Origin of the sequence: Curtobacterium herbarum (assembly GCF_016907335.1) — a bacterium.
In the GTDB taxonomy this organism is placed as follows: domain Bacteria; phylum Actinomycetota; class Actinomycetes; order Actinomycetales; family Microbacteriaceae; genus Curtobacterium; species Curtobacterium herbarum.
Genome location: NZ_JAFBBT010000001.1, coordinates 3,360,095 through 3,386,777 on the forward strand (window position 1 = coordinate 3,360,095; position 26,683 = coordinate 3,386,777).

A 26,683-nucleotide genomic window follows, 5' to 3' on the forward strand; every position below is an offset into this window, starting at 1 on the left:
CTCGTGCTCAAACCGAGATCCCCCGCGCTGCCATGAAGGGGACGGGATCGACGGCGGCGCCGTTCACCCGGGTCTCGAAGTGCAGGTGGCAACCCGTCGACCAGCCGGTGGAACCGACCTGGGCGATCTGCTGTCCGGCGGTGACGTGCTGACCGACGGAGACCATGATGCCGCCGTCGACGATGTGCCCGTAGGCCGTCGAGATGCCGCCACCGTTGTCGATGATGACCTCGTTGCCGTAGCCGCCGCCGTTGCCCGCGAAGGTCACGGTGCCGGACGCTGCGGCGTAGATCGGCGAGTAGCAGGCGGGGGCGAGGTCCACGCCGGCGTGCAGTGTGTAGACGTGCGTGTACGGGTCGACGCGGAGGCCGTAGGGGCTCGACTGGAAGCCGGCGGCCGGGCGGACCCAGCCGGACGCGTTCGCGGCGCCACCACCCGAGGCCCCGCCACCACCGGCTGCCGGGACACCCGCGGTCGCTGCCGGCGGGAGCGCACGTGCGGCAGCTGCCGCTGCGGCCGCCGCTGCGGCGGCGCGCTCGCGAGCGAGACGTGCCTGGCGTGCCTTCTCGACCTGGACGCCCTTCTCGTACTGGGCCTCGGTCGTCTTCGTCTTCGACGTCAGGAGGTCGAGCTGCGCCTCCAGACGGTCCTGGTTGTCGGCCTGGGCGGACACGGCGGCCTGCGCCTGGTCGGCTGCGCTCTGCGCGGCGCGCATCTTCACCTGGGCCTGGGCGGCGAGCTTGCCCAGGGCGTCCTCGGCGGTCTTCGACTTGTCGGCCAGGGCCTGGGCGGTCCCGCGGTCCTGGCTCGCCTCGGAGTAGATGCCGTCGGCCTGCTCGGACAGCTTCGACATCGCGCCGAGCTCGTAGAGCAGGTCGCCCGAGGCGGAGGGCTTGGTGAGGAGGTCCGTGGTGACGTCCTCGGAGCTGGAGCGGCCGAGCTGGGCGGCGAGCTGGCCGGCCTGTGCCTCGGACGCGGCGGCGGTCTTCTCGGCGTCGTCCGCCTGCGACTGGAGCTTCCGCTGCTCGAGGGCCTTGCGGTCGTAGTCCGTCTGCGCCGTCTGGTACGCGGTACCGGCTGCTGCGGCTGCCTTCTCCTTCGCGGCGGACTGCGACTGCAGCTGCGCGATGAGGCCCTTGATCTCGGTCACCTTGGCGGCCTGGGCGGACTGCGACTGCTTGGCGGCCTGCACGTCGTCCCAGCTCGGGTAGCTGGCAGCTGATGCGGCACCCGACGGCACGAGGGCGACGAGGGCCCCGGCGGCGAGCACGACGGCGACCCCGGCGGCCAGGAAGCGGCGGCGGGGGCGAGCGGGGAGGAGGGAGGGAGTCGACATGAGTCTCGTTTTCGTCACAGTCCGGCGTGGCGCACGTCACACTGTCAACAGACGTAACAGTAACAACATGGGTCAGCCCAGGAACACCCCGTTCGAGGGTGAGAGGTCAGCATCGATGCTCGCACCGGGCCGGGCCACCCCTCGGGAGCCCGCTCCGGCGACTCCCTGAGGGTCCGTCGAGGTCGCGCGACACGCCGGGGCGGACCGTTCGGCGGGCTCGATTTGGCAAGAGGGCCGACCGTCCGTATGCTTGTCCATCGGTAGCGCGATGCACTGCTTGCGGCCCCATCGTTTAGTGGCCTAGGACACCGCCCTTTCACGGCGGCAGCACGGGTTCGAATCCCGTTGGGGTCACTCCTCATCGGGGGACAGCAAGCAGAACAGCACGAGACCGAAGCACGATCAGCACCACAAGTAATTCCACATGGCCCTGTAGCGCAGTTGGTTAGCGTGCCGCCCTGTCACGGCGGAGGTCGCGGGTTCAAGTCCCGTCAGGGTCGCCACGGCTGGGTAGCTCAGTTGGTAGAGCGTTCGACTGAAAATCGAAAGGTCCGCGGATCGACGCCGCGTCCAGCCACGGTGAAGAGCCCCTCACTTCGGTGAGGGGCTCTTTTGCGTTGGTGGGCGGGTTCGGCCTCCGCAGAACACCGGTGTTCGTCGGTGACACCGCGCACTGCGGGTGTGTTTCAAACGAACACCGGTGTTCCGGTGGCCGTGCCAGCCGGCCGGGAGGCTCGTCCCGGCCGAGCAGGACCGCCTACGCCTCGCGGGTCTTCGGGCTGCTGTCGTTCGTCTTCGCCGGGTCACGCTCGACGACGGCACCGAGGGCGTCGTCGATGCGGGACATCAGCTCGGCCGGGATCCGCACCCCGGCAGCGCCGGCGTTGTCGTGCACCTGCTCCGGACGCGAGGCACCGATGATGGCCGATGCCACGTTCTCGTTCTGCAGCACCCACGCGACGGCGAGCTGCGCCATCGACAGGCTGAGCTCGTCCGCGACCGGCTTGAGCTCCTGCACGGCGGACAGCACCTCGTCGTTCATGAAGCGGGAGATCATCTTCGCGCCGCCCTTGTCGTCGGTCGCGCGGGACCCCTCGGGCAGCGGCTGACCGGGCTGGTACTTGCCGGTCAGGACACCCTGGGCGATCGGGGACCAGACGATCTGCGAGATGCCGAGTTCCTTCGAGGTGGGGACGACCTCCTCTTCGATGACCCGCCAGAGCGCGGAGTACTGCGGCTGGTTCGAGATGAGCTGGAAGCCGAGGTCCTTCGCCAGTGCCGCACCGGCACGGAGCTGGTCGGCGGTCCACTCCGAGACGCCGACGTACAGGACCTTGCCCGCACGGACCACGTCGGCGAACGCCTGCATGGTCTCTTCGAGCGGGGTCTCGTGGTCGAAACGGTGCGCCTGGTACAGGTCGACGTAGTCGGTCTGCAGGCGGCCGAGCGAGCCGTCGATCGACTCGAGGATGTGCTTCCGCGAGAGCCCGGTGTCGTTGTGACCCTTGGGACCGGTCGGCCCGAAGACCTTCGTGGCGATCTCGAGCGACTGGCGACGCTCCCCCTTGAGGGCTTCGCCGAGGACGGTCTCGGCGCCGGTGTTCGCGTACACGTCGGCGGTGTCGAACGTCGAGATGCCGACGTCGAGCGCTGCCCGGACGCAGGCGATCGCCGCGTCGTTCTCGACCTGGGAGGCGTGGGTGAGCCAGTTGCCGTAGGTGATCTCGGAGACCTTGAGGCCCGAGTTGCCGAGGTAGCGGTACTCCATGTGTCTGTCACTCCTGTCGTGGCCGCGTCGATGCGGCACGCCCGTGACGGTAGTCCCCCGACCGCTCGCACTGCCTCAGCCCCCGAGCGATCGAGCATGACGATACTCTGATGTATCAGACCGCGTCCGACCAAGACGAAACCCCGGCGATGTGGCTGTGGCCAGGGATCGTTCCGGGGTCTTCGAAGGAGATTGTACACGGAGAGGAACGACCATGGGAGATTGCGCGCCGACAGAGGAACGATGCGCACTGACGGAGCTGATCACTCGCGCTCGGTTGTCCTCCTACGAGCGCTCCATGAGCTCGACCAGAGGCGCACTCCGGTTGTACGAGTGGAACATGCGGACCGCTGCCAGCGTGATGGAGCTCACCGGCATGGTGGAAGTGGTCTGTCGGAACGCGCTCGACCGAGAGCTGGAGGCGTGGTCGAGTCGTGGCTGAACTCACCTTCGGGTTCTGGCGGTACCTCGTCGAATCCCGCTACCACACGTCGCTCTGGGTACCGGGGCTGCATCGGGCATTCCCGCACGGTCCCGCCGAACTGCGAACTCGCGGGAAGGAGGTGAAGCTCCGGTTGCAGCAACTCCACTACGTACGCAACCGAGCAGCACACCACGAACCGATCCACCAGCGAGACCTGCGTCGGGACCACGACTACGCGATCGAGCTGCTCGGATGGATCAGCCCGGTGGCCGCGGAGTGGGCGTCCGCGACGACTTCTCTGCCGGCCCTGCTCGACGGCCGCCCCAGCCCGTGAGGTGCAGGATCGCAAGAGGCGCGGTGCGCGGACGCACCGCCGGGAGCAAGGGAGCATCCATGACCGGATCCAGCGTGCTGTTCATCGGCGGGAGCGGCATCATCAGCGCCGCCTGCGTGCGCGAGGCGGTGGACCAGGGCTTCGAAGTCGCGGTGCTCAACCGGGGCACGACGGAGAAGCGGGCGTTGCCGGATGCGGTGACGCGCCTCCAGGCCGACGTGTCGGACCGGGAGGCGCTGGCGGCGGCAATCGGCGACCGCACGTTCGACGTGGTCATCGACTTCGTCGCGTTCACCCCCGACCAGGTGCAGGCCGACGTCGACTTCTTCACCGGCAGGACCCGCCAGTACGTGTTCATCAGCTCGGCGTCGGCCTACCAGACCCCGCCGACGCACCTGCCGGTGACCGAGTCGACGCCGTTGAAGAACCCGTACTGGCAGTACTCGCGGGACAAGATCGCGTGCGAGGACCTGCTCGTCGCCGCGTACCGGCAGGACGACTTCCCGATGACGATCATCCGGCCGTCGCACACCTACGACGAGACGCTGCTGCCGTTCGACGGCGGGTGGACGGTCGTCGCGCGGATGCGGGCGGGCAGGCCGGTGGTCGTGCCGGGCGACGGGACCTCGCTGTGGACGCTCACGCACGCGCGGGACTTCGCGGTCGCGTTCGTCGGGGTGCTCGACCGGGCCGAGGCGATCGGCGAGGCGTTCCACATCACCGGCCAGGAGTCGCCGACGTGGGACCGCATCCACCAGGAGGTCGCGGCCGCCGCGGGCGCCCCGGAACCGCAGATCGTGCACGTGCCGGCGGACGCGATCGCGGCCGCGGACCCGGAGTGGGGCGCGGGCGTGGTCGGCGACAAGGCGAACAGCATGGTGTTCGACAACAGCAAGGTGCGGACGCTGGTGCCGGGTTGGGCGGCACGCACCTCGTTCCGCGAGGGGGCCCGCGAACTGGTCGCCTGGTACGACGCACACCCGGAGGCGCAGGTCGTCGACGAGGAGAAGGACGCCCTGATGGACCGGCTCGCCGAGGCGTACGCGCCGGGTCGCCTCTAGCGCCACCTGTCGGACGGGAGGCGCGGGGCGGGCCCGCCACGAGCCTCCCGTCCGCCCCTCGCCCCGGGCCGCCGCGCGGCGCCATCGGGAGGGGCACAACAGGAACCGGCCCGAACCACGGGAGTCCGTGGTTCGGGCCGGTTCCTGTTGTGCGCAGGCGGCTCGCGCCGCGCGGCCCACGGCCGGCCGGCGCGGCCGGCGGCCGGCCGGCGCGCCCTACGCCAGGTCGCGGAGGACCGCGCCGAGGGCCTGCATCGCGGTGGCGATCTCCTCGTCGGTGACGACGAGCGGCGGCGCGAAGCGGATCGTCGACCCGTGCGTGTCCTTGACGAGCAGCCCGCGCGCGGCGAGCTCCTTCGCGACCTGCTTGCCGGTGCCGAGCGCGGGGTCGATGTCGATCCCGGCCCAGAGTCCGGCGACCCGGTGCGCGACGACGCCGTGGCCGATGAGTTCGTCGAGGAACCCGCGGAGGACCGGTTCGCCCTCGAGTGCCCGCTGCTGGAACGTGCCCTCGGCGAGCATCGCGACGACCTCGGACCCGACGGCCGCGGCGAGCGGGTTGCCGCCGAAGGTCGAGCCGTGCTCACCGGGACGCAGGACCCCGAGCACGTCGGCGCGACCGACCACGGCGGACACCGGCACGATGCCGCCGCCGAGAGCCTTGCCGAGCGTGATGAGGTCGGGCCGGACGCCGACGCGCGACACCGCCAGGGTGTGGCCGGTGCGCCCGAGGCCGGACTGGATCTCGTCGGCGATGAACAGTGCGCCGAACTCGTCGCAGACCTCGCGGACCGCCGGCAGGTAGTCGGCCGGCGGGATGACGACGCCGCCCTCGCCCTGGATCGGCTCGAGCAGGACGGCCACGACGGTGTCGTCCATCGCCTCCCGGAGTGCCGCCGCGTCGCCGTACGGCACGGTGCGGAACCCGGGCGTGTACGGCCCGAAGTCGTTGCGCGCGTCGGGGTCGTCCGAGAACGAGATGATCGTCGTCGTGCGGCCGTGGAAGTTCCCGCTCGCCACGATGACCGTCGCCTGTCCGGCGGGGACGCCCTTGACGCGGTAGCCCCAGGCGCGGGCGACCTTGATCGCGGACTCCACGGCCTCGGCGCCGGTGTTCATCGGCAGCATCATCTCGGTGCCGGTGAGCTCGGTCAGTCCGGTCGCGAACGGGCCGAGGCGGTCGTTGACGAACGCCCGGCTCGTCAGGGTCACGCGGTCGAGCTGGTCGCGGGCCGCGGTCAGGAGGCGCGGGTTGCCGTGTCCGAAGTTGACCGCCGAGTAGGCGGCGAGTCCGTCCAGGTAGGTGCGGCCGTCGACGTCGGTGACGGTCGCACCGTGGCCGGAGGCGATGACCACCGGGAGCGGGCTGTAGTTGTGGGCGAGGGCACGGTCCTCCACGGCGAGCGCCGCGGCCGTGTTCACGCCGAGCGCGCCGGCCATCAGGAGCGCGCCACGGAGGTGCCGGTGCCGATCGGGTGCAGGTCGAGCGTGCAGCACTTCACGCCGCCACCACCGAGGAGCAGCTCGGACAGGTCGACGCCGATCGGGTTGTAGCCCTTCTCGCGCAGCTGCTCGGCGAACGTGGTGGCACGTGCGGCGATCACGACGTTGTAGCCGTCGGAGTACGAGTTCAGGCCGAGGATGGCGGCGTCCTCCTCGGTCGCGATGATCGCGTCCGGGAAGCGCTCGCGGAGGATGGCCAGGGACGGCTCGTCGAAGGCGCTCTCGAGGTACGCGATGTTCGACTTGCCCTCGGCGTCGGGCACCGGGTCGAGGGCCGCGATGGCGGTGTCCAGGTGGTAGAAGCTCGGGTTGACGAGGTTCAGGGTGACGACCTCGCGGCCGTAGACGCGGGCGAGCTCCTCGTGCGAGGTGCTGTCCGAGCGGAACCCGGTGCCGGCGTAGATGGTGTCGCCGATGAGCAGGAAGTCGCCCTCGCCCTCGTTCGTCTCCTCGGGCTCGGCGACGCTCAGGCCGGCCTGACGGAACCAGTCCATGTACGCCGGGCCCTCGGGCTGACGCTCCGGGTACTGGAACTTGGCGCCGTACGCGACACCGTCGAGGACGAAGCCGCCGTTGGCCGCGTAGACCATGTCCGGCAGGCCCTCGATCGGGTCGATCTGGTGGATCGCGAAGCCGAGCCGCTCGTACACGTCGACGAGGCTCTGCCACTGCGCGACGGCCTTCGCGGTGTCGGTCGGCTCCTCCGGGTGCATCCAGGGGTTGATCCGGTAGCTGACCGTGTAGTGGGTCGGCTTGCACATCAGGACGGTGCGGTGGGTGGCCGTGCGCTGCAGGGCGGTGGTGGGCTGGGGTGCGGTGTTCGACACGAGGTCCTCCAGGACCGGGGCCCGAGCCTGCCAGGAACCACCACGGTGAGAGCCCCCACGAGATGCAGGCTCACTCGCGGGAGGCGGACCAGGTCGACGCCTGATCGAGAGTCAACCACACCAGCGCCGGGCGGAACAGCACCGACACAAGCACCGACGCCTGCAGCGTTCCTCGCACAGGAGAGCCGTCCGGGGCACGGCTCGCCACGCACGTTTCCTGCGTCGGTCGGTGTCTGCTCGCAACGACCACGCGTAGGATCAGCACAATGGATTCGCTCGACCACCGCATCCTCGACCAGCTGCGGGAGAACGCCCGCGCGGGCTACGGCGACATCGGCTCGGTCGTCGGGCTCTCCGCCTCGGCCGTGAAGCGCCGCGTCGACCGGCTCGTCGCCGACGGCGTGATCCAGGGCTTCACGATCAAGGTCGACCCGGCCGTCGACGACCGCGGCACCGAGGCGTGGGTCGAGCTGTACTGCCGCGGCACCGTCTCCCCCGACGAACTGCGCACCCTGCTCGACGCCGTGCCCGAGGTCGTCGACGCCGGCACGGTCACCGGCAGCGCCGACGCCGTCGTGCACATGCGGTCGCGCGACCTGCCCGCGCTCGAGGAGGCACTGGACCGCGTCCGCCTCGCCCCGCAGGTCGACCACACCCGCTCGGCGATCGTCCTGTCGAAGCTCGTCAGCCGCGGCTCCGACTGATCCCCCTCCCCTTCCGCGAAACGCAACGTGGGCGTCGTCTCGCAGCGGTATCGCAATGCGCGCAGCCGCCGGGGTTGCGTTTTGCGGGAGCGGAAGGCGGGGCACAGCGGGGCAGGGCACGATGGACCGGACCACGACGACGGACGGGACCACCTGATGACCGCGACGATGCCCGACGGGAGTGCTCCGAGCCTCCAGGCCGTGACGCCCACCGCGCCCGCCCTGCCGGGGCGGCCCTGGATCGAACAGGCCTGGCGCGACGTCGTCTTCGTGCACTGGCGGGTGGACGTGTCCGCGGTGGCGCCGCTGTTGCCGTCGGGGACCCGGCCCGACACGATGGCGCCGGACGGCAGCGACGACGGCACGACCACGTGGGTGGGCCTCATCGCGTTCAGCTTCGAGGACACCCGGTTCCCGCCGTTCGGCCCGCTCGGCCGGACCGGCAGCGTCGGCGACTTCCTCGAGGTCAACGTCCGCGTCTACACGCGTGACGACACCGGACGGCGCGGGGTGGTGTTCCTGTCGCTCGACGCGGGGAAGTTCCTGCCCGCCGCAGCAGCCCGGGTCGTCACCGGCACGCCGTACCACTGGGCACGGGTCGCCCGTCGGCAGCACGGTGACCGGATGGCCTACGCCGTGCACCGGCACGGGTCTCGCCTGCGGTCGGTGCTCGAGGTCGAGGTCGGCGAACCGATCACGGAGCCGACCCCGCTCGAGTCGTTCCTCACCGCACGGTGGGGCATGCACGTGGGGCGGGCCGGTCGGACCTCGTGGTGGCCGAACGAGCACGACTCGTGGGTGGTGCACCGGGCGTCCCTGACGCGACTGCGGGACGACCTGATCGGGGCCGCGGGGCTGCCCCTGGCGCTGACGGAGCTCGAGCCGGACTCGGTCCTGTACTCGCCCGGTGTCGTGACGCGCTTCGCGGGCCCGCGCGCCTGACGGCGCCCGGCCGGCGGGCGGCCGGCGGGCGGCCGGCGGCGGGTCGGCCGGCGGGCGCCGAGGCTCGGCCCTGGGGACACTCTGCGGCCGCTGGACGCCGCGAACTGTCCGCCCAGCCGAGGCTCGGCCCCGGCCGGCCCCCGCGCGGCGGCGCGCGGCGGCGCGCGGCGGCGCGCAGCGGCGCGCAGCGCCGCGCGGCCGGGGGACGCCGGCTGACCGCAGCGCCGCGCGCACCGCGTAGAAGGGGTGCATGACTCGTGTGGCTGTGGTGACCGGTGGTTCGGCTGGACTCGGACGGGCGACGGTCCGGGAACTGGCGGCCCGCGGCTGGGACGTGGCCGTCCTGGCGCGCGGTGCGGACGGCGTGCACGCGGCCGTCGCCGAGGTCGAGGCTGCCGGCCGCCGTGGCCTGGCCCTCGTCGCGGACGTCTCCGACCGCCAGGCCGTGGAGGACGCCGCCGACCGGGTCGAGGCCGAGCTCGGCCCGATCGACCTGTGGGTGAACGGCGTCATGGTCGGGGTGTTCGGCAGGTTCCTCGACACCGCGCCGGAGGACTTCGAGCGCGCGACGCAGGTCGACTACCTCGGGGTCGTGAACGGCACGCGTGCAGCACTGTCGCGCATGGTGTCGCGGGACTCCGGGCACGTGATCCAGGTCGGTTCGGCGCTGGGCTCGCGGGGCATCCCGCTGCAGGGCGCCTACTGCGGGTCGAAGCACGCCATCGTCGGGTTCACCGAGTCGGTCGTCTCGGAGCTCATCGAGCAGGGCAGCAAGGTCCGGATCAGTCGGGTCGACATGCCTGCGCTCAACACGATCCAGTTCGGCTGGGTGAAGTCGACGCTCCCCCACCACGCGCAGCCCGTCGCGCCGATCTACCAGCCCGAGGTCGGCGCCCGCGCGATCGCGGCCACCGCGGAGCACCCCCGCCGTCGGACCTGGGTCGGTGAGTCCACGGTGTACACGATCCTCGGCAACCGGATCAGCGGCCGGTTCGCGGACTGGTACGCCGCGAAGACCCTGGTCGGCGGGCAGCAGATCCCGGAGAAGGACGGCGAGGAGATCGGCGTCAACCTGTACGAGCCGGTCCCCGGGGACCACGGCGCGCACGGTGCGTTCGACGAGCAGTCCCACGAGTGGTCGCCGCAGACCTGGTGGGTGGAGCACCGTCGACTCGGCAACGGGATCATCGGCGCGGTCCTCGGGGTCGCCGGACTCGCGGTCGCCACGGCTGCCGGACGCCGTCGATGAGCGGCGCGGGTCGCAGCGGCCGGCAGCAGCGGGCACTGGCCGTCGAACTCCTGCGCGCCGGCATCGGGGTCGCCCACCTGCTCGGGTCCCGACGCGCACTCGGCCGTCCGGCCGTGCTGGCGCGGGTCCTCGGCGTGCGCCAGCTCACCCAGGCCGGCCTCGTGCTCCGCGCGGGGACGGCGGACGCCCACACGGTGAGCGCCCTGGTCGACGCCACCCACGGCGTCACGATGGTGCCGCTGGCCCTGTTCGACCGGCAGTCGCGCCGGTTCGCCGTCCGGCAGTTCTGGATCGCGACGCTCCTCACCGTGCTCGAGGTCGCCCTGGTCGGCCGGGGCCGGAGCGGCAAGCGCTGAACCGCACGGACGCCGAACGCCCCCGCTGACCTGACGGTCGGCGGGGGCGTTCGTCGCGCTGCTGCTACTCGACCTCGGAGGCCGGGTCCTCGGCCTCGACACCGGTCTCCTCGAGACGGTCACGCAGGTGGTCGGCCATCACGCCGGCACCCTCGTCCCCGTGGTCGTGCTGGACCTGCTCCACGAGACCGTGCAGCTTCTCCTCGTTGGTCGCGTCGGTCGCACCGTCCATGACCGGCTCGGACTGGACCCCGTTGTCACGCTCTGCTGCACTCATGTCCGGAACGCTACGCCGCGCACCGGGTCGCCTCACGGGTGCACCCCAGGTGGTGCGGAGAACGGACGGGAGGCCCGCATCACGTCTGCCGCGCACCGGACTCGGGTCGGGCCTCCCGTCCGGCACGCCGGCCCGGCGTCAGAGCCGCAGGCGGGCGAACTCGGGGTCCAGGTCCCCGTGTCGGTGCGCGGTGACGACCACCGTCTGCTCCCGGAGGTAGTGCGCCATCTCGACGACGCCGGCCTCGACGACGGGGGCGTCGTGGATGGCGGTGTCGATGCCCGCGCCGAGCGCCTCCTCGAGCGCGAGGGGATCGCCGCCGAGCAGCCGGATCCGGGAGCCCGGGCCGCCGAAGGCGCTGTGCGGTCGGGGCTCGAAGCCCTGCGACAGCACCATGTCGATGGCGTCCTGCGGTTCGGCGGTGCCACCGGACCACTGTTCTCGCAGGAGGGCACCGGACGCCGCTCGGGCGAGGAACTCGTCGTCGGTCTCGACCAGGTGGTCGACGACGTCGAGCGGGGACCGGCCGCTCGCGAGCAGCTGCGTCAGGGGGCCGGGCAGCGCGCGGGCGGTGCTCAGCAGGACGTGGGCGCGGGCGGCGGTCGCGGTGGCGAGGGTGCGGATGAGGTCGCCCGTGCTGACTCCTTCGGACTGGCGGACCACGACGGACTGCGGTCGGTACCGCAGGACGTTCCGTTCGACGCCGAGGTCCGCGGTGTCGCGGGACCGTCCGAAGCGCTCCTCGCGGGCCTGGGCGTCGCTGATGGCTCCGGCCCGGACCTGGTCGAACTCCTCGAAGGACAGTCCGCTGCGGGAGGCCTCGATCAGGGCGGTGATCCGCGGCGGCAGACCGTGCAGCTGGATGCTCTTGTGCACGGTGCGGGGCACGGGCTCCCAGTGGCCGAGCATCGCGACCGAGTCGGGGCCGCCGCGCTTGGCGCCGGGTCCGACCGACGAACTGCCCCAGCCGCCGGCGGGCTGTCGGACGACGGTGGTGTCGGTCGTCGCACGGTTCACCACGAGGGTGCCGGCGTCGACCCGGTCGGTCCAGAGCGCGACCTCGTCGACGTCGAGCGTGTGCAGTGCCTCGACCAGGCCGTGGTCGCCGCCGTTCTGGATCGCGATCGCCTGCTCGAGCGTCTCGACGTGCACGACCCCGAGGACCGGGACGCCGGCCTCCGGGTGGGTGGCGGCGCTGCCGGGGCGGACGCCGACGCGGACGCCCGGCGACCAGAGCCGACCGGACTCGTCGAGCATGCGGGGTTCGACGAGCCAGGACTCCCCCGGGGCGAGCTCGGTCAGGGCGGCACGTGCTGCACCGGTGGGCTCGACGACGAGCGGGCCGACCTGCGCGGCGGGGTCGGTGGGCCAGGCGGCCCGGAGCGCACGGGTGGCGTCGGCGAGCTGGCGGAGGAACCGGCTGTCGACACCGTCCTCGCCGACCGAGCCGACGAGCACCACGAGCGAGATCGCGGCGGCGGCCTGCCCGGACTGGGTGAACGCCGAGGCGACGACGTCGCGGACGGCCTGGTCGACGTCGGCCGCGGCGGTGACGACGGCCGCCGAGACCGCACCGGTGTCGGCGAGGAGCGGCAGCCCGGCACGCCACCAGCGGAACGAGCGGGCGGTGTCGGGCGACCCGGTGAGCAGGACCCGGTCGACGGCGGGGTGGGCGACCAGGTCACGGCCGAGCTCGCTGACGTCGAGGTCGACGAGCTGGAGCATCGAGTGCGGGACCCCGGCGTTCCAGAACACGTCGGCGAGCACCGCGCCCGAGCGCTTGGCGAGCGGCGAGGGCTTGAGGACGACCCCGCTGCCGGCGGCGAGCGCCGAGAGCACCCCGTCGGCCGGGGTCGTCAGCGGGGAGTTCCACGGCGCGACGACGACCGTCAGGCGCGGTGGCACGAAGGTGGCTGCCGTGACGTCGACCAGGTGCCGTGCCCGGTCGGCGGCGTGGTGGGCGGCGTCGACGGCACCGCTGACCTGGCGGTCCGCCTCGGTCAGGGTCATCGCGGTCTCGGCCACGACGACCTCGACCAGGTCGGCGCGGCGGGTCTCGAGCTCGTGCGCGACGAGGTCCAGCAGTTCGGCGCGGTCCTGCGGGTCCTGCCGTCCCCAGTTGACGCCGGCCTGCGCGGTGCGGGCGATGGTGCGTTCGAGACGGGGCCGGTCGGTGACCCGGGCGCCGCGGATGGTGGCGGTGCCGAGCTGTGAGCGGGGGACGCGGCGGAGCAGGTCGGCGGCCCACTGCCGGTTGGCGTCGACCCCGGCGTCGGTGTCGACGGCGGGTGGGTGCACGGGTCGGATCGCCGGGGCGCCGAGCGGCACCCGGCGGTCCTGGGGACGGAGGGTGGTCGGGGCGGGCCCGTCGAGCGCGGCGACGGCGGCGGCCAGTCGGGTGTGCGCACGCTGGACGGCGTCGGCCCGGGCGTCGTCGTCCGCCGCGGCCGGGGTCGCCGCCGCACCCTCGCGCAGCCGGCGGGCGAGGTACGGGATCGCCGCGTCGAACTCGTCCGGGTGCACCACCGGGGTGAGCAGGGTGACCGTGCCGACGTCGGCGCGCACGGCGTCGAGCACGGTGCCGGTCGTGCCCAGGAGCATCTCGACCTCGAGCGCGTCGGTCACCCCGCGGCCCTCGGCGAGCACGCGGGCCGCCGCGAGCAGGACGGGGTCCAGCCCGGCGAGCGCGATCCGGACCGCGTCGGTGTGCTCCGGCGTGAGTGCGGCGTCGAGCAGACGGAGGAGTGCCGCGTCGATCTGCGTGCGGCTGGCGAAGAGGGCCGACGGGCGACCGTGCACGAGGGCGTCGGCGCGCTCCTCGGCCAGGTGGGCGCCGTCGACGAGCCGGACCCGGATGGGTGCGCCGCCGCGGAACCGTCGCGCGGTGGCCCACTCGGTGAGGGCCGCCAGGACGCCGAGGCTGTCCGGCAGCGACGCCGGCAGCGTGATGCCCGCGGTCGTGTGGGCGAACGCGTCCTGGTCGAGCAGGGTGCGGAGGACGGCGACGGTCAGGTCCAGGTCGTCCGGGCCGTCGACGAGCAGCGTGACCGTGCTGCCGCCGGCGTCGGCGGCGTGGAACACCGGGGCGAGCCGGTCGACCGCCTGCGCGGTGGCGTCCTCGAGCGCCCAGGGTGCGGTGGGCGGAACGACGTCCGCCACCGCGAAGGACACGGCCGGCACGTCATCGCGGCCGACCAGGTCGGTGATCCACGCCAGTCGGCGGTCGCTCTCGGCCGGTCCGAACACGGTCGGGCCGAGGGGCAGCACGTCGATCCGGGTACCCGGGCGGGCGACCTTGCCGAGCGCTGCACCGAGTCGGGCCGGCGGGGCGTCGACGACCAGGTGTCCGGCGAGGCGGCGGAGGACCCGGCGCGCGGACGGGATGACCGCCCACGGTGCCATCGTGGCGAAGCCGCCGCCGACGGTCACGGCACCGCGCAGGTACCAGGCGAGGAAGTCCGGCACGTCGCGGCTGGCCTTCTCGAGGTTGCGGGCCGCGACCTTCGGGTCGTCCGGCCGGATCACCTTGTCGACGAACCCGCGTGCGAAGTCGAGACCGCGCTCGTCGCGCAGGACCTCGGCGAGCCGGGCGGCCCGGGCGTCGGGCTTGACCCCGCGAGAGGACTCCAGCCAACGCCCGACGAGGGCGGATGCGTCGTCGGTGCAGTCCTGGAGGCGGGCGGGCGGCATGGTCTCGATCGTAGGCCGCTCCCCCGACGTCTCCTCGGAGGCGCCCGTGTGCCGTCCAGGAGTCAGCCGAACGGATGACCGCACCCCCGACGAGCTGTCCTCACGGATACGCTGGCCGGATGGTGGAGCACGGCGCTGACGGCCACGACTGGGCCACGTGGGACGCGTTCCACGACGTCTGGCGCGGGCTGGACCGGGCGCTCGACGTCGCGGTGCAGCGGGACGCCGGGATCTCCATCCCCGAGTTCGAGATCCTCATCGGCCTGCACCGCGACCCCGAGCACCGGCTGCGCGTCCGCGACATGGCCGCGGGCATCGGCTGGGAGAAGTCGCGCGTCAGCCACCAGGTCACCCGCATGGTCTCCCGGGGGCTGGTCGCGCGTGCCGACTGCCCCACCGACGGCCGCGGCAGCTGGATCGTGATGACCCCGGACGGTCGCCGCGCGGTGCTCGCCGGCATCCGGGCACACACCGCCGCGCTGGAACAGCTGTTCTGGAGGCCCGTGGCCGGTGACGCGGACACGCTGCGGGCCGTCTCGCACCGGGTCCTCGACGCACTCGGCCCGGTCGACACCGGCACGGACGTCGTCCACGGGGACGCATGACCTGAGCGTCGCGGTACCCGTCGTGGGAGGATGCCCGGGACCGACTGTGCGGGGGAGGCCAGATGGACACCGACGGCTCACGATCCGCACGTGCGGCACTCGTCGCCGCGCTCGACGTCGTCGGACTCGCACCGTCCGAACGCTTCGACCGGATCGTCCGCATCGCCCGCGAGGTCTTCGACGTCCCGCTGTCGTACATCAACCTGCTCGACGACACCCTGCTGCACACCCTGACGCAGAACATCGCCGGCGAGCCGACGTCCGGGCCGGTCGAGTGGTCGTTCTGCCAGCTCACCGTCCAGCGCCCCGGTCCGACGGTCGTGCGGGACACGCTCGACGACCCGCGCACCGTGCACCTGCCCGGGGTGACCAGCCGTGGCATCCGCTTCTACGCCGGCGTCCCCCTGACCATGCCGGGCGAGCTGACGATCGGCAGCCTGTGCCTGATGGACGTCCGGCCGCGGGAGTTCAGCCCGCAGGACGAGGCCGCGCTGATCGACCTCGGCCGCTGGACCGAGCAGGCCCTGGCGAAGGGGCTGCAGCACGACCGGCTGCTCGAGGTCGTCGAGGCCCTGACCCCACCGCCCGTGCACGTCCCCGGCTGGACGCTCACCGGGCTCAGCGTGCCGTACGGCGACCTGAGCGGTGACGTCCACGACTGGACGGTCGCCGACGACGCCGTGACCGTCACGCTCGCGGACATCATGGGCAAGGAGCAGCCCGCCGCGCTGCTGGCCGCCGGGCTCCGGGCAGCGCTCCGGCAGCACGAGGACCTGACGCCGGTGGCCGCCGTCGCCGCCGTCGCACCACGGATGACCGAGGACCTCGGTCGGGCCTCGGCGTTCGCGACGCTGTTCCACTCGCGCCTGACGCCGAGCACCGGGCGGCTCGACTTCGTGGACGCCGGGCACGGACTCGTCGTGCACCTGCACGCGGACGGCACGTCGGAGATCCGCCGGTCGCGGGACCTGCCGCTCGGTCTGCACCCGCAGGGGGTCCCGTTCCGCCCGGGGTCCCTGGTGCTCGAGCCGGGTGATGCGCTGCTCGTGGCGAGTGACGGCGCACTGGACCTGGGCGACGGCACGATCGACACGCTGACGGACATCGGGCGGACGTTGCGCCGGGCGCCGAGCACGTCCGCGTTCCTCGAGACGGTCCGACTGCGTGCCGCCGAGCACGCGGAGGACGACGTGACCGTGCTGGTCCTGGCACGCGACGCCGCCTGACCGCGGCGGACACGGACCCGGCGGGCACGGACTCGTCGGGCACGACCCCGTCCCGCACGACCCCGGACGTACAGGTGCTGGTACCTGTGGTCCAGGCACCAGCACCGTCGCCCGTGCTCCTGACCCGAACAGGTACATCGAACTGGCGTCAGCATGCCCCGCGCAGCTGACAGGCGCGGTGGATGTCCTCGACCAGCCCCCGGACTGTCCGCGGAACGCGTTCGTCGTCGCCGCCCGGGTCAGCGCACCTCGAACGCGTAGAGCGAGTACCCGTACCCGGTGGCCCGGTGCACGCCCTGGAACCGGACGTGCCGCCAGGTCCCGGACAGGTCGACCACGTCCGTCCCGCCGTCGCCGTCGTCGACGGTCGCGAGTGTGGTCCACGCGTCGTCGGGACCGTTCCGCGCCTCGATCCGGTAGGCGGACCCGGACGCGTCCTCCCACCGCAGGGTCGCCCGGTGCAGGGGTTCGGCCGAGCCGAGGTCGACGTCGAGCCACTGGTCGTCGGTGTGGCCGCTCGCCCAGCGGGAGCCCGGGTCCCCGTCCGTGGCGTTCGGCGCGGCGACACCGGCCGTCTCGTCGGTCGACGAGGTCGTCGGGGCGTTCCGCGCCAGGTCGGGGGTCGGCGCACCCTCGGTCGAGTCCACCCGGAACGCCCAGAGCGAGTAGCCGTAGGAGGTGTGCCGCTCGACACCGAGCATCCGCACGTACCGCGCCCGCACCGCGTCCAGCTCGTGGGTCGCGGTGCCGCCCGTGCCGTGCGCCTCGGTGGCGACGGTCTGCCAGTCCTCGTCGGTCGTGGCGCGCACCTGCACCTGGTAGCGGTCCGCGTACGCCGCCTCCCAGTCGAGGACGACCCGGTCGACGGGGACCACGGCGCCCAGGTCGACCGCGATCCACTGGTCGTCCGCGGCCCGGCTCGCCCACCGGGTGGTCCGGCTGCCGTCGACCGCGTGATCACCGGACAGGTCGCCGCGCTCGTCGGAGGACGTCGTCACCGGCTTGCCGACCGCGATGTCCCGTGGCGCGTGTCCGCCGTCGCCAGGCGCCGTCCCGGGGTCGGGGTCGCCGAACGCCCCGTTCGCGACGGTCGTGACCGTCGCCTGCCCGGACGCCCCACCGACGACGGCGTGCACGGTGGCGGTGACGCCGGCGGCCGCAGCGGCCGTGACCGTGCCGTCGCCGGCGATCGTGCCGCCGCCGTCGATCGTCCACGCCGCTGCACCGTCGGTGTCGGCGGCTGCCGTCACCGGTCCGCCGTTGCCGTCCGCGTCGAACGCGTACGCGGTCACCGTGGTGCTGCCGCCTGCCGGGAGGCGCGTGGCACGCGGTCCGACCAGCACCGTCGACGGGGTGATCACCGAGGCCGACGGGGTGCCGTGCACCGCGAAGGACCAGATCGAGTAGCCGTACTGCGTGAGCCGGTCGATGCCGTGCATCCGCACGAACCGGGCGGTGGTGCCGACGGCGACGTGGTCGGCTGCGGCCGTCGTCTTCGTCACGTCCCGCACGGTGTGCCAGGGGCCGTCGGCGGAGTCGGCCACCTGCAGGTCGTACTCCGCCGCGGCGGCGCCCTCCCACGTGATGTCGACGTCGGTGACGTCGGTCGGACGGCCGAGGTCGACGGTGTAGTCGACGGCGTCCTGCCCGTGCGCGCTCTCCCACCGGGTCGCCGGGTCGCCGTCGAGCGCCTTGCCCGGCGTGTTCCCCCCGTCGCTCGAGGTCGCGACGGCGGTGGCGTGGAGCGCCTGGTCGGGGACGGTGGCGACCGCCGAGACCACGGCGCTGCCCTCCACCCCGCCGCTCGTGGCGGTGACGTACCCGGCCCCGCTGCCGGCCGCACGGACGCTGCCGGCGTCCACCGTGCCTCCCGGCAGGGTCGTGGCCCAGGTGACCGGACCCGACAGGTCGATCGGGTCGCCGTACTGGTCGTGGCCGGCGGCCGCGAACTCGGCCGGTGTGCCGACCACCAGCTGCTCGAACCCGGGCGTCACCGCGATCGACGTGAGCTCGGGAGCCGACGCGACCCGGAACCGGTACGTGTCACGGACCGACCCGACCGCGGCGGTGAGCGTGGCACTGGCGGCGCGCTCCGTGGCCTCGTACGTGCCGTCGGCCGCGATCCTGCCGGTGCTGGCGTCCCAGGTCAGTCCGTCGAGCGGCATGGTCGCGCCGTACTGGTCGTACCCGGTGGCCGTGAACCGCGTCGTGGAGCCGGGGACGAGCGTCGTCGGGCTCCCCGTCGTGCCGACGACGATCTCCGCCAGGTGGGCGTCGAGGTGGGAGGTGATCTGCGTGTGCGCGGGGACGGCGATCTGGCCGATCACCCGCTGGCCGTCGTACACGTCGTGGGTGTGCTGGACGTCGTCGGTGTTGTCGAGCACGTACGAGTAGGTGCCGTCGGCCGCGCGGAACACCTGGCTGAGCGGATCGGAGGTGTGCCGGTCGGTGACCTCGGTGCCCACCGTGCGGTTCGACACGGCCTGGTGGTAGACCAGTCCGGCCATCGACTGGCCGGTGACCGCCGGGTCCTCCGCCGCCCAGAGCGCCTGGTGGATGTCGAGGTACGTGTCCGGGTCGTACTGCGCGAGGAAGCCGAGCACGACGTTGCCGAGTGCGTCCCCCATGTCGCTGAACACGGCGGCTGCGTGGGCGGTGTCGGTGCCCGGCGTGTAGTGGGTCAGATCGACCGAGTACAGCCGGTCGATCGTCGACTTGTCCGCCGTGTAGTCCGTGGACAGGTACGACAGGAGCGGCGACTGTGTCGGCCAGTCCTTCGGCTGCCGGTCCGCGGTCGGCCCGTCGAGCTCCGCGGGCACGAGGGACGCGGGCAGGGTGGTCGGTGTCCAGTACTCCGCCGGGAAGACGACCTCGCCGTCCGCGTCGGTGCTGACGACGAGCGTGCCGGTCGCCTGGTCGTAGAGCGGGTTGGCGGCCGTCTTCGCCGTGACGAAGCCGGGGTGGTTCCGCTCGGCGGCACGGATCGCGTCCTCGAGCTCACCGATGGCGGCGTCCCGGTCCTGCGAGATCGCGTCGTTGCCGTAGGTCCCGACGCCCCACCACTTCTTGGTGAGCATCTGGATGTGCGCGGCGTTGCCGCCTGCGACGCCGTCCTGCCCGACGACCTCCGGACGTGCCTGCATCATCTGCCGCATGATCGCCTTCGAGAAGTCCGGGTCCCAGCCGAAGTAGTCGAACCAGGGAGCGGTCGGCATCCACTGGATGCCGTAGATCCACGCCGGGTCGCCGGAGAAGTAGGTGGCCTCGGCCTGGCCGGAGTCGAACAGGATGCCCGCCTGGCCGTGCTGGTACGCGTCCGGGAACGCGCCGTTGCCGTCGTACGCCTTCGACGCCGGGTTGCCGTGTGCGTTCTGGTAGTAGTCGCGGACCGCGGCGCGTTCGGTGACGTACTCCATCGCGCCGGTGGCCTGCATCTCCTCGTTCCCGAGGACGGTGCCGAGCAGGAACAGGCCCGCTTCGGACTGGATCGCCTCGGACGACGACTCCTGGTTGTTGCCGCCCGGGGACGAGAACCCACCGGCGTTCGAGTGCCCCTCCCACACGCCGAAGGTGCGCAGGTGCGGGAACCGGTCGTCGTCGCGGTCCCAGTCGGCGTACTGCTTCGTCACCAGGGTGGCCATGCCCTCGTACCGCTTCGCCCAGTCGGGATCGACCGCCCCGAGGAGCGCCGTCGCGACGGCGAAGTACCCGTAGTGGAAGTGGTTGTCGTTGAACTGTGCGGACCCGTACGAGTCGCCGAAGCCGATCAGGGCCTTCCACGTCGGGTACATCGCGAAAAAGTGCTCGCTCTCCCCCGTCGAGTAGGTGTACCAGTCGGTCAGGGCCGTCGTGAGCGTGGCCTGCAGCTGCTGCTCGGCGGCGGTGTCACCGATCTGCTGCGCCACCGTCATGTACTCGGCGAGCTGCTGGAGGTCCTTGCCGCCCCAGTAGGTGTCGCCGCCGTACGTGGTCTTCTTGGCGTAGTCGGACAGGTACTTCCGGAGCACGTCCCGTTCGTCCTGCCCCTGCGGCGGCGCACCGGTGGGGGTGAGGCCGGTGAAGGCGTAGTCGAGGGTCCAGCCGTCGTGACCGATCGTGGTCTTCATGGTGCCGCGCGGGGTGGCGTAGGTGGCTCCGGTGAAGCGCAGGTCGTTCGTCGACTCCGCGTACTGGTGCTGCAGCCAGCCCTGCACGGTGTCGTGGTTCGAGCCCTGCAGCGCGTCCGTCTGCACGGACCACTGCTGCTCGACCTGCCCCTCCGCGGGGTCGTACGAGTAGTCCATCGTGGTGTTCCGTGGCACGGCGAACGCGTACTGCTGCAGGTCGTCGAGGCTCAGACCGGTCGTCGGCACCGCACTCAGCACGAGGTACCGGGTCCCCGCGGCGGCGTCGATCGCGGTGCCGCTCCGCGTGAAGGTGGTCTCGTCCGGTGCGTGCACGCCGTAGACGTGGTCGCCCTGCCGGATCTCGAACCGGTCACCCGTGAACGGGAAGACGATCGGCTCCCCGGCGCCGTCGGTGATCGTCGCGCCCGCCTGCACCGTCAGGCGCGGGGTCATGCCGTGGTACTCGAACCACTCGTAGGGGTTGCCCTGCACGCTGGTGACGTCCATGTACTGGCCGCCCGACCCGGCCTGCGGCATCCGCCAGCTGACGTTCCAGTCACCCCAGCGGAGCGCGTCCGCCTCGGTCGCGGAGAACGCCGTGGAGAACCGCTGCGCGACCCCGTCCGGCTCGTCCGTCAGCAGCACCTGGTCGACCATCACGTGCGCCCAGCCGGCGGGCAACGAGTCGACGACCCGGAGCTGCGCCTGCTGGCCCGCCCACGTGCTGACGTCCCAGTCGACCCAGCGGAACTGCTCGCTGTTCGTGCCGGTGGCGGAGGCGACGACCTGTCCGCCGACGACGAGCTGCACGGCCTCCTGGTCGGCGTGCTCGCCTCCGGCGATGGTGAACGCCAGGTGCCGGTGGTCGATCGTGAACGACCCCGACGTCAGGGTGCCCGTGGCACCGTCGCCGGCGGTGGCGCCGGCGGTGGTGCCCCACGAGGTCAGGTAGCCGTTGCCGAGCCATCCCGACACCTGGCTCTGCCCCGACGGGGTCCCGGTCGCCCGGCTGAAGGCCGTGCCGGTGCTCGTCCACCCGTCGGGCACGCCCTGCTCGAAGTCCGCGATGAGCTCGTCCGAGGGGTCGGCCTCCGGCGTCACCGTGCCGCTCACCGTCACCGGGGACTCCAGCTGCATCGCGGTGCCGTCGTCGTTCCACCTGGTCGGGGAGGTCAGCTTCGTGCCGTCCTGGCTGTTCGAGGAGACGAACGGGTACGCCCACATGTCGCCGGAGTACTTGCTCACGAGCAGGTCGGTCCACCACTGGTTGGTCGGCACCGGCTTCCCCGCCTGCGACGGGTCGACGTACAGGTGCTGGTCCACCGTCTTCTGCACGTCGGCGCTGTCGCTGATCGTCGCGGGCGGGGTGGGTGCGAACGACCCGGAGCCGACCCGGGTGCCGTCGGCGGGCAGAGCCGGGACCGCGGCCGGGCTCGGCAGCGCGGTGCTGGCCGGCCGCGCCGCCGGGGTCGACTGCGCGGTCCTCGACGACCCGGCCGGCCGGTCAGCGGCATGCGCAGCGGTCGCGGGTCCGGTGAGCGCGATGACCGCCGCGATCACGAGGACCCCGGACGTCGCGGTGGAGCGGGGCGAGGAGCTGCTTCTGCGCGGTCGTTCCGCGTGGCGTCGTGGCACGGAACGACCGTACTGACGGGGTCGGCAGCCGTCAGTCGGCGGAAGTGCGGACCTGAGCCGGATTCACGACCCCAGTTCGGGGGCGCGTCGGCGGGGGCGACAGCGGGGGCTCAGGCGTCCGCGGCGATCGCCGCCGCCACGAACGCCGCCACCGCGTCCGCTCCGGCGTGGTCGTCCGCCGTGACGCTCACCACGGCGCTCCGGGCCTCGTCGAACAGCAGCATCTGCCCGTACGCACCGTGCAGCCGCCACAGCTGCGCGGGCCCGTCCCACCCGGCGAGCGCGTACCGTTCGTAGGCGGGGTTCACCCCCGCGACGACCCAGTCGGCGTGCAGCGCGTCGACCCACCCGGGAGCGACGAGCTGCTGCCCACCGACCTGGCCGCGGTCGCGGACGAACCGGCCGAGGCGCGCGAGTTCGGCGGTGTCGAGCCACAGTCCGCCCCCGGCCGCGACGAAGCCGAGCGGGCAGCGCTCCCACTCGGTGTCCGCGATGCCGAGCGGGGTGAGCAGCCGGTCCTGCACGAACCGGCCGACGTCACCGACCCGGGTCTCGAGCACGCGCATCGCCGTGTAGGTGCTGGCGTTCGCGTACTGGAACACGCGTCCGCGGGACGGTCGGCCGAGGAACTCGACGGCCAGGTCCGGCCAGTCGGTCAGCAGGGTCGGGGTCCACGGCAGGTCGATGCCGCTCGTCATGCTGAGCAGGTGCCGGAGCGTGATCGCTCCGGCCCCGTCGCCGAACGTCCAGCCGGGCAGGAGCGTCGACACCGGTTCGTCGAGGTCGACCAGCCCGTCGTCCGCCGCGACGCCGACCGCCAGGACGCAGACGCCCTTCGCGACGGACTGCACGTCCCGGCGGACGTCGGGTACCCAGTGGTGTTCCGCGACGTCGTCACCGATGCGCACGTGCAGGCCGTGGGCGACGAAGCCGGTGCGGGCGACCTCGTCGACGACGGCGTCCCGGACGGTCTGCGCGCGTGTCACCGGACCATCCTGGCGCGTCAGAGGTCGGTCCGGGTCAGAGGTCGGTCCGCGCCAGCGTCCCCGTCTCCCCCCGCAGCCGGACCTCGACGCTCGCGATGTCGGCGCGGGGCACGTCGGTGGTGGCGGACAGTCCGTGGGCCTCCCGGCCGGACGCCGTCCACGACGCGATCCGTTCGGCGGAGCCGTCGGTGCGGACGACGACCAGGTCGTACATCACCGAGCCGTCGGCGGACCAGTCACGTCCGCCGTAGGAGCAGCCCCAGTCGAACCGGGTGCCCCAGGCCTCGTTGCGCACCGCCAGGTCGACGTCGAACCCGGACTTGCCGGTCAGCGCGTACCGGTCCGCGGACGCGCCGGTCGACACGGTCGGCGCGGCCGCCTCGGTGCCCGGTGCGTCGGCGCGCAGGCCGACGCCCAGCCCCGCGACCACGGCGACGACGACGGCGAAGCCGGCGCTGACCGAGACGTGCACACGTCGGCGACGCCGACGCCGACGGACGCGGTGCGCGACCGAGGCGAGGGTGCTCTCGTGGCCGGTGACGGGCCTCCCGTCCGGTTCCGCGATCTCCACCGCGGCGTCGGCCGGGAGGCGCCCCAGCAGCCCCGGCAGACCCGCCAGCTCGGCGACGGCCGAGCGACAGGCGTCGCAGTGCTCCAGGTGGCGCTCGTAGTCCAGGCGTTCGGCGGGCGGCAGCGACCCGAGGACGTAGGCCGCGTCCCACTCGGCGTAGCGGTCGTCGCTCATCGGGTGACGCCTCTCTCCTGCAGGGCGAGCCGCAGTGCTCGGAGCCCGTAGTGCAACCGTGACTTCACGGTGCCCTCGGGGAGGTCGTGTCGCCGGGCGATCTCCGGCACGGTGTGCCCGAGCCAGTACGCGTCGACGACCACCCGGCGGTGCTCCGACGACAACGACGCCAGGGCGTCGGCCACGACGATGCGGTCGAGGACCGCGTCCGTCCGGTCCGCCTCGATCCGGTCGACCGGTTGGTCGGTGCCGTGCTCGCGGCGGTTCCGGGCGGACCGGGCGTCGTCGACCACCAGGTTGCGGGCCACCGTGAACAGCCAGGCGCGGGCGGCGTCCGGTTCGCGTTCCAGCACGGTGGGCCGCTGCCAGGCGCGGACCATCGTCTCCTGGACGATGTCCTCGACGTGGCCGGCGTCGCGGGTGAGGTGCCGCACGTACCGGAGCAGTGCGTCGCCGTGCTCGCGGTAGAGCGCGCCGAGCAGCTCGTCCGGTCCCGATGCGGCCATCGTCACTTCGCGAGGTCGAGCGAGAACTCGACCGAGCCCTTCGGGTCCACCGTGACGAAGCCGAGCGACGGTGCCGTGACGCCGTAGTCCTGGAACGTGACCGGGACCTTGCCGGCGACCTGGACGTCGCCGTCCTTGCCGACGGCGACCTGCGCGTCCGCGCTCACGGACTTCGTGACGCCGTGCATGGTGAGGTCGCCGCTCAGGGTGACGCTCTGGGTCGAGCCACCGAGGGCGCCCGAGACGTCGACCGGCTTCGTGACGCGGAACGTCGCGGTCGGGAACTTGTCGGTCTGCAGGGCCTTGTCACGGAAGTAGGCGTCGCGCGCGGCTTCCGGCGTGCTGATCTTGCCGACCTGGACGGTGACGGTGGCGTCGGACAGCTTGCCGTCGGCGACGGTCGCCGTGCCCTCCACCTGCTTCGTCCGTCCGACCACGGTGACATCCTGCCCCTGCAGGACCTCGTGCACCCGGTACCCGGCGTAGGAACCGGAGCCGGACTTCCACGTGCCGTCGGCGGAGGCGGCGTCGAGCTTGCCCGCGGCGGCCGGCGAGAGCGACGGTGCGGCGGCGGCGGAACCGTTGACGGCGTCCGCGTAGAGGCGGGGACCGACGACGACGCCGACCCCTCCGATGACGACGACGCCCGCCGCGATGCCGATGATGACCTTGGTACGAGTTCGCATTCCCATACCCAGGACACGAGACCGGCGACGGGATCGTTCACGGATCGGTCGGCTCATCGGGAACGCTCACCTGGGGGCCACTAGCCTGAGCGGCCGGACAGCCTGCCCCGACGCTGCCCGGACACCGCACGGACGCTCGAGGAGACCACCCATGTCAGTCGGACTGCTCGCCGTCGTGGACGACATCCTCAGCGCAGCGCTCAAGGCCAGCGCGAAGACCGCGGGCGTGGTCATCGACGACGCCGCCGTCACCCCGCAGTACGTGCAGGGGCTCGCGCCCGCACGCGAACTGCCGGTGGTCGGCCGGATCGCCCTCGGCAGCCTGTTCAACAAGTTCGTCATCATCATCCCGCTGGCGCTGCTGCTGTCGGCGTTCGCGCCCTGGGTGCTGCCGTGGCTGCTCGTCATCGGCGGCACCTACCTGTGCTTCGAGGGGGCCGAGAAGGTCACCGAGTGGTTCGGCGTGCACCACGAGACCGCCACGGAGGACGCCGCGAGCGAACCGAAGCTGGTGTTCGGCGCGATCCGCACCGACCTGATCCTGAGCACCGAGATCATGCTCATCGGGCTCGCCAGCCTGGACACCGACCTGGGCTTCTGGCAGACGCTCGGTGCGCTCGCGGTGATCGGCCTCGGCATGACCCTGCTGGTCTACGGCGCCGTCGCACTGCTGGTGAAGATCGACGACATCGGCCTGCAGATGATGAAGAACCCGGTCCGCCGCACCCGTCGCGCCGGCGCCCGGATCGTCCGCGCGATGCCGGCCGTGTTCCGCGTGATCAGCATCGTCGGCACGGTCGCGATGCTCTGGGTCGGCGGACACCTGGTGATCGCGAACCTGGCGGAGACGTTCTGGGCCGGGCCGTACGAGCTGCTGCACCACGTCGAGGTGGCGGTCGAGGGTGCCGGACCCGTCGTGACGTGGATCGTGGACACGGCGATCTCGGCCGTCGCGGGCCTCGTGCTCGGGATGGTCGTCGTCGGCATCGTCCTGGGGATCGGACGCCTGCGGGGCCGCACGCACTGAGGGTGCACGCGGCCGTGCGCCACCCGGACCCGCGGTCTCGGCCGGCCGCTCCGGCGCGGCGGGTCGCTCCGGCGCGGCGGGTCGCTCCGGCGCGGCCGGTCGTCAGTCGGCTGCGCCGCCGGAGCCGCGGACGGTCAGCTGCCAGGCACTGTCGGCCGTGCTGTCGCGTCCGCCGAACCCCACGCGGTCGACCTCGTGCCGCCACTTCGCCGGGACCCGGAGGCGCTGCGGCCGTCCGCCACACTGCATCGGTTCGGCACCGTACGTCACCGTCGAGCCGTGGGACTCGATTTCGACCTCGGTCGCCATGGTCCCGTCCCCGAAGCACGAGAACTCCAGCGATGCGATCTCCGCGGGCGCCGCGAAGGACGTCGCGACCGACCCACGCTCGAGTTCCTCGGTCTTCCCGGCACCGACCTCGGCGCTGAGCACCGCGAGCACGTCGTCGTCGTGCTCGACCGCGGCGGCGCTCGAGACACTCCACCGGTCGATCGCGGCCGGGTCGACCGGTTCCTGCGAGCACCCGACGAGGGCCAGCACACCGACCGCGGCGAGCAGAGCGGTCCAGCGGTGCATGGTCGGGGTCCCCTCGTCGACGTGGCCGGGGCCCGTCCGACTGATCGTGGTGACAGCTGATCGTCGTGACGGCGGATCGTCGTGGACGGCCACCGCGGTGAACGCTACCGAGCA

General features: G+C 72.6%; 22 protein-coding genes and 3 tRNA genes. 13 read left to right on the forward strand and 12 right to left on the reverse strand.

The annotated features are described in order from the left end of the window. Positions 1-7: 7 nt before the first annotated feature. The gene (locus JOD51_RS16030) at positions 8-1,336 is read right to left on the reverse strand and encodes a M23 family metallopeptidase (RefSeq protein WP_204610309.1); all 1,329 of its coding nucleotides are present in this window, start codon (positions 1,334-1,336) and stop codon (positions 8-10) included. A gap of 281 nt (positions 1,337-1,617) precedes the next feature. Between JOD51_RS16030 and JOD51_RS16035 the strand changes: the two genes are divergently transcribed. From JOD51_RS16035 to JOD51_RS16045, 3 genes are all read left to right on the forward strand, one after another. Further along, positions 1,618-1,690: transfer RNA gene (locus tag JOD51_RS16035), tRNA-Glu, on the forward strand. Positions 1,691-1,762: 72 nt separating this feature from the next. Next, positions 1,763-1,839: transfer RNA gene (locus JOD51_RS16040), tRNA-Asp, on the forward strand. 1 nt (position 1,840) lies between these two features. After that, a tRNA-Phe gene (locus JOD51_RS16045) sits at positions 1,841-1,913 on the forward strand. Between the two features lie 180 nt (positions 1,914-2,093). On the opposite strand, the gene JOD51_RS16050 is transcribed toward JOD51_RS16045, so the two are convergent. Then, complete coding sequence (locus JOD51_RS16050; RefSeq protein WP_204610311.1) at positions 2,094-3,104, reverse strand: aldo/keto reductase family protein; 1,011 nt, start codon at positions 3,102-3,104, stop codon at positions 2,094-2,096. A gap of 298 nt (positions 3,105-3,402) precedes the next feature. On the opposite strand from JOD51_RS16050, the gene JOD51_RS16055 reads away from it, so the two are divergent. The 3 genes from JOD51_RS16055 to JOD51_RS16065 are packed head-to-tail and all read left to right on the forward strand — an operon-like array spanning position 3,403 to position 4,923. Continuing rightward, the gene (locus tag JOD51_RS16055; protein WP_204610313.1) at positions 3,403-3,546 is read left to right on the forward strand and encodes a hypothetical protein; all 144 of its coding nucleotides are present in this window, start codon (positions 3,403-3,405) and stop codon (positions 3,544-3,546) included. Then, a complete protein-coding gene (locus JOD51_RS16060; RefSeq protein ID WP_204610315.1) occupies positions 3,539-3,862 on the forward strand; it encodes a hypothetical protein in 324 nt (107 codons plus the stop codon). The genes JOD51_RS16055 and JOD51_RS16060 overlap by 8 nt, the downstream gene beginning before the upstream one ends. 59 nt (positions 3,863-3,921) lie before the next feature. Further along, the gene (locus JOD51_RS16065; RefSeq protein ID WP_204610317.1) at positions 3,922-4,923 is read left to right on the forward strand and encodes an SDR family oxidoreductase; all 1,002 of its coding nucleotides are present in this window, start codon (positions 3,922-3,924) and stop codon (positions 4,921-4,923) included. A gap of 216 nt (positions 4,924-5,139) precedes the next feature. Here JOD51_RS16065 and rocD read toward each other — a convergent pair whose 3' ends face one another. Then, on the reverse strand, positions 5,140-6,363 hold the full coding sequence (gene rocD / locus JOD51_RS16070) for an ornithine--oxo-acid transaminase (protein ID WP_204610319.1): 1,224 nt from the start codon (positions 6,361-6,363) through the stop codon (positions 5,140-5,142). Next, the gene (gene ddaH, locus JOD51_RS16075; protein ID WP_343892394.1) at positions 6,363-7,253 is read right to left on the reverse strand and encodes a dimethylargininase; all 891 of its coding nucleotides are present in this window, start codon (positions 7,251-7,253) and stop codon (positions 6,363-6,365) included. Before ddaH ends, rocD begins: the two co-directional genes overlap by 1 nt. A 266-nt stretch (positions 7,254-7,519) precedes the next feature. On the opposite strand from ddaH, the gene JOD51_RS16080 reads away from it, so the two are divergent. The 4 genes from JOD51_RS16080 (at position 7,520) to JOD51_RS16095 (ending at position 10,504) form a co-directional block, all read left to right on the forward strand. Then, positions 7,520-7,957 (forward strand): Lrp/AsnC family transcriptional regulator, encoded by a 438-nt coding sequence (locus JOD51_RS16080; RefSeq protein ID WP_111076413.1) that lies wholly within the window; start codon positions 7,520-7,522, stop codon positions 7,955-7,957. Positions 7,958-8,113: 156 nt separating this feature from the next. Continuing rightward, positions 8,114-8,899 carry a YqjF family protein gene (locus JOD51_RS16085; RefSeq protein WP_239539900.1) on the forward strand — a complete coding sequence of 262 codons (786 nt, stop codon included), beginning with the start codon at positions 8,114-8,116 and terminating at the stop codon, positions 8,897-8,899. A gap of 250 nt (positions 8,900-9,149) precedes the next feature. Next, positions 9,150-10,148: an SDR family oxidoreductase gene (locus JOD51_RS16090; protein WP_204610321.1), complete on the forward strand. Its 999-nt coding sequence runs from the start codon at positions 9,150-9,152 to the stop codon at positions 10,146-10,148. Beyond that, a complete protein-coding gene (locus JOD51_RS16095; RefSeq protein WP_204610323.1) occupies positions 10,145-10,504 on the forward strand; it encodes a hypothetical protein in 360 nt (119 codons plus the stop codon). Before JOD51_RS16090 ends, JOD51_RS16095 begins: the two co-directional genes overlap by 4 nt. A gap of 64 nt (positions 10,505-10,568) precedes the next feature. Here the strand turns inward: JOD51_RS16095 and JOD51_RS16100 are convergent, their stop codons facing one another. After that, positions 10,569-10,781, reverse strand: coding sequence for a hypothetical protein (locus JOD51_RS16100; RefSeq protein WP_204610325.1), 213 nt, complete (start codon positions 10,779-10,781; stop codon positions 10,569-10,571). Between the two features lie 138 nt (positions 10,782-10,919). Further along, positions 10,920-14,471, reverse strand: coding sequence for a proline dehydrogenase family protein (locus JOD51_RS16105; protein WP_204610327.1), 3,552 nt, complete (start codon positions 14,469-14,471; stop codon positions 10,920-10,922). A gap of 119 nt (positions 14,472-14,590) precedes the next feature. On the opposite strand from JOD51_RS16105, the gene JOD51_RS16110 reads away from it, so the two are divergent. Together JOD51_RS16110 and JOD51_RS16115 are read left to right on the forward strand one after the other, a co-directional pair. Further along, on the forward strand, positions 14,591-15,076 hold the full coding sequence (locus tag JOD51_RS16110) for a MarR family winged helix-turn-helix transcriptional regulator (protein WP_204610329.1): 486 nt from the start codon (positions 14,591-14,593) through the stop codon (positions 15,074-15,076). 62 nt (positions 15,077-15,138) lie between these two features. Beyond that, positions 15,139-16,302: a PP2C family protein-serine/threonine phosphatase gene (locus tag JOD51_RS16115; protein WP_204610331.1), complete on the forward strand. Its 1,164-nt coding sequence runs from the start codon at positions 15,139-15,141 to the stop codon at positions 16,300-16,302. Positions 16,303-16,541: 239 nt separating this feature from the next. Here the strand turns inward: JOD51_RS16115 and JOD51_RS16120 are convergent, their stop codons facing one another. The 5 genes from JOD51_RS16120 to JOD51_RS16140 all read right to left on the reverse strand — a co-directional run bounded on the left by JOD51_RS16120 (position 16,542) and on the right by JOD51_RS16140 (position 24,966). After that, complete coding sequence (locus tag JOD51_RS16120; protein WP_204610333.1) at positions 16,542-22,043, reverse strand: discoidin domain-containing protein; 5,502 nt, start codon at positions 22,041-22,043, stop codon at positions 16,542-16,544. Positions 22,044-22,153: 110 nt separating this feature from the next. Further along, the gene (locus JOD51_RS16125) at positions 22,154-23,029 is read right to left on the reverse strand and encodes a serine hydrolase domain-containing protein (RefSeq protein ID WP_204610334.1); all 876 of its coding nucleotides are present in this window, start codon (positions 23,027-23,029) and stop codon (positions 22,154-22,156) included. A 34-nt stretch (positions 23,030-23,063) separates the two neighbouring features. Continuing rightward, positions 23,064-23,774 carry an anti-sigma factor family protein gene (locus JOD51_RS16130; protein ID WP_204610336.1) on the reverse strand — a complete coding sequence of 237 codons (711 nt, stop codon included), beginning with the start codon at positions 23,772-23,774 and terminating at the stop codon, positions 23,064-23,066. Beyond that, positions 23,771-24,280 carry a sigma-70 family RNA polymerase sigma factor gene (locus tag JOD51_RS16135; protein ID WP_204610338.1) on the reverse strand — a complete coding sequence of 170 codons (510 nt, stop codon included), beginning with the start codon at positions 24,278-24,280 and terminating at the stop codon, positions 23,771-23,773. The genes JOD51_RS16130 and JOD51_RS16135 overlap by 4 nt, the downstream gene beginning before the upstream one ends. A gap of 2 nt (positions 24,281-24,282) precedes the next feature. After that, a complete protein-coding gene (locus tag JOD51_RS16140; protein WP_204610340.1) occupies positions 24,283-24,966 on the reverse strand; it encodes a YceI family protein in 684 nt (227 codons plus the stop codon). Positions 24,967-25,117: 151 nt separating this feature from the next. Between JOD51_RS16140 and JOD51_RS16145 the strand changes: the two genes are divergently transcribed. Then, entirely contained in the window at positions 25,118-25,993 is an 876-nt protein-coding gene (locus tag JOD51_RS16145) for a DUF808 domain-containing protein (protein WP_204610342.1), read from the forward strand. 102 nt (positions 25,994-26,095) lie between these two features. Here JOD51_RS16145 and JOD51_RS16150 read toward each other — a convergent pair whose 3' ends face one another. Continuing rightward, entirely contained in the window at positions 26,096-26,569 is a 474-nt protein-coding gene (locus JOD51_RS16150) for a hypothetical protein (protein WP_204610344.1), read from the reverse strand. Between the last annotated feature and the right edge of the window lie 114 nt (positions 26,570-26,683).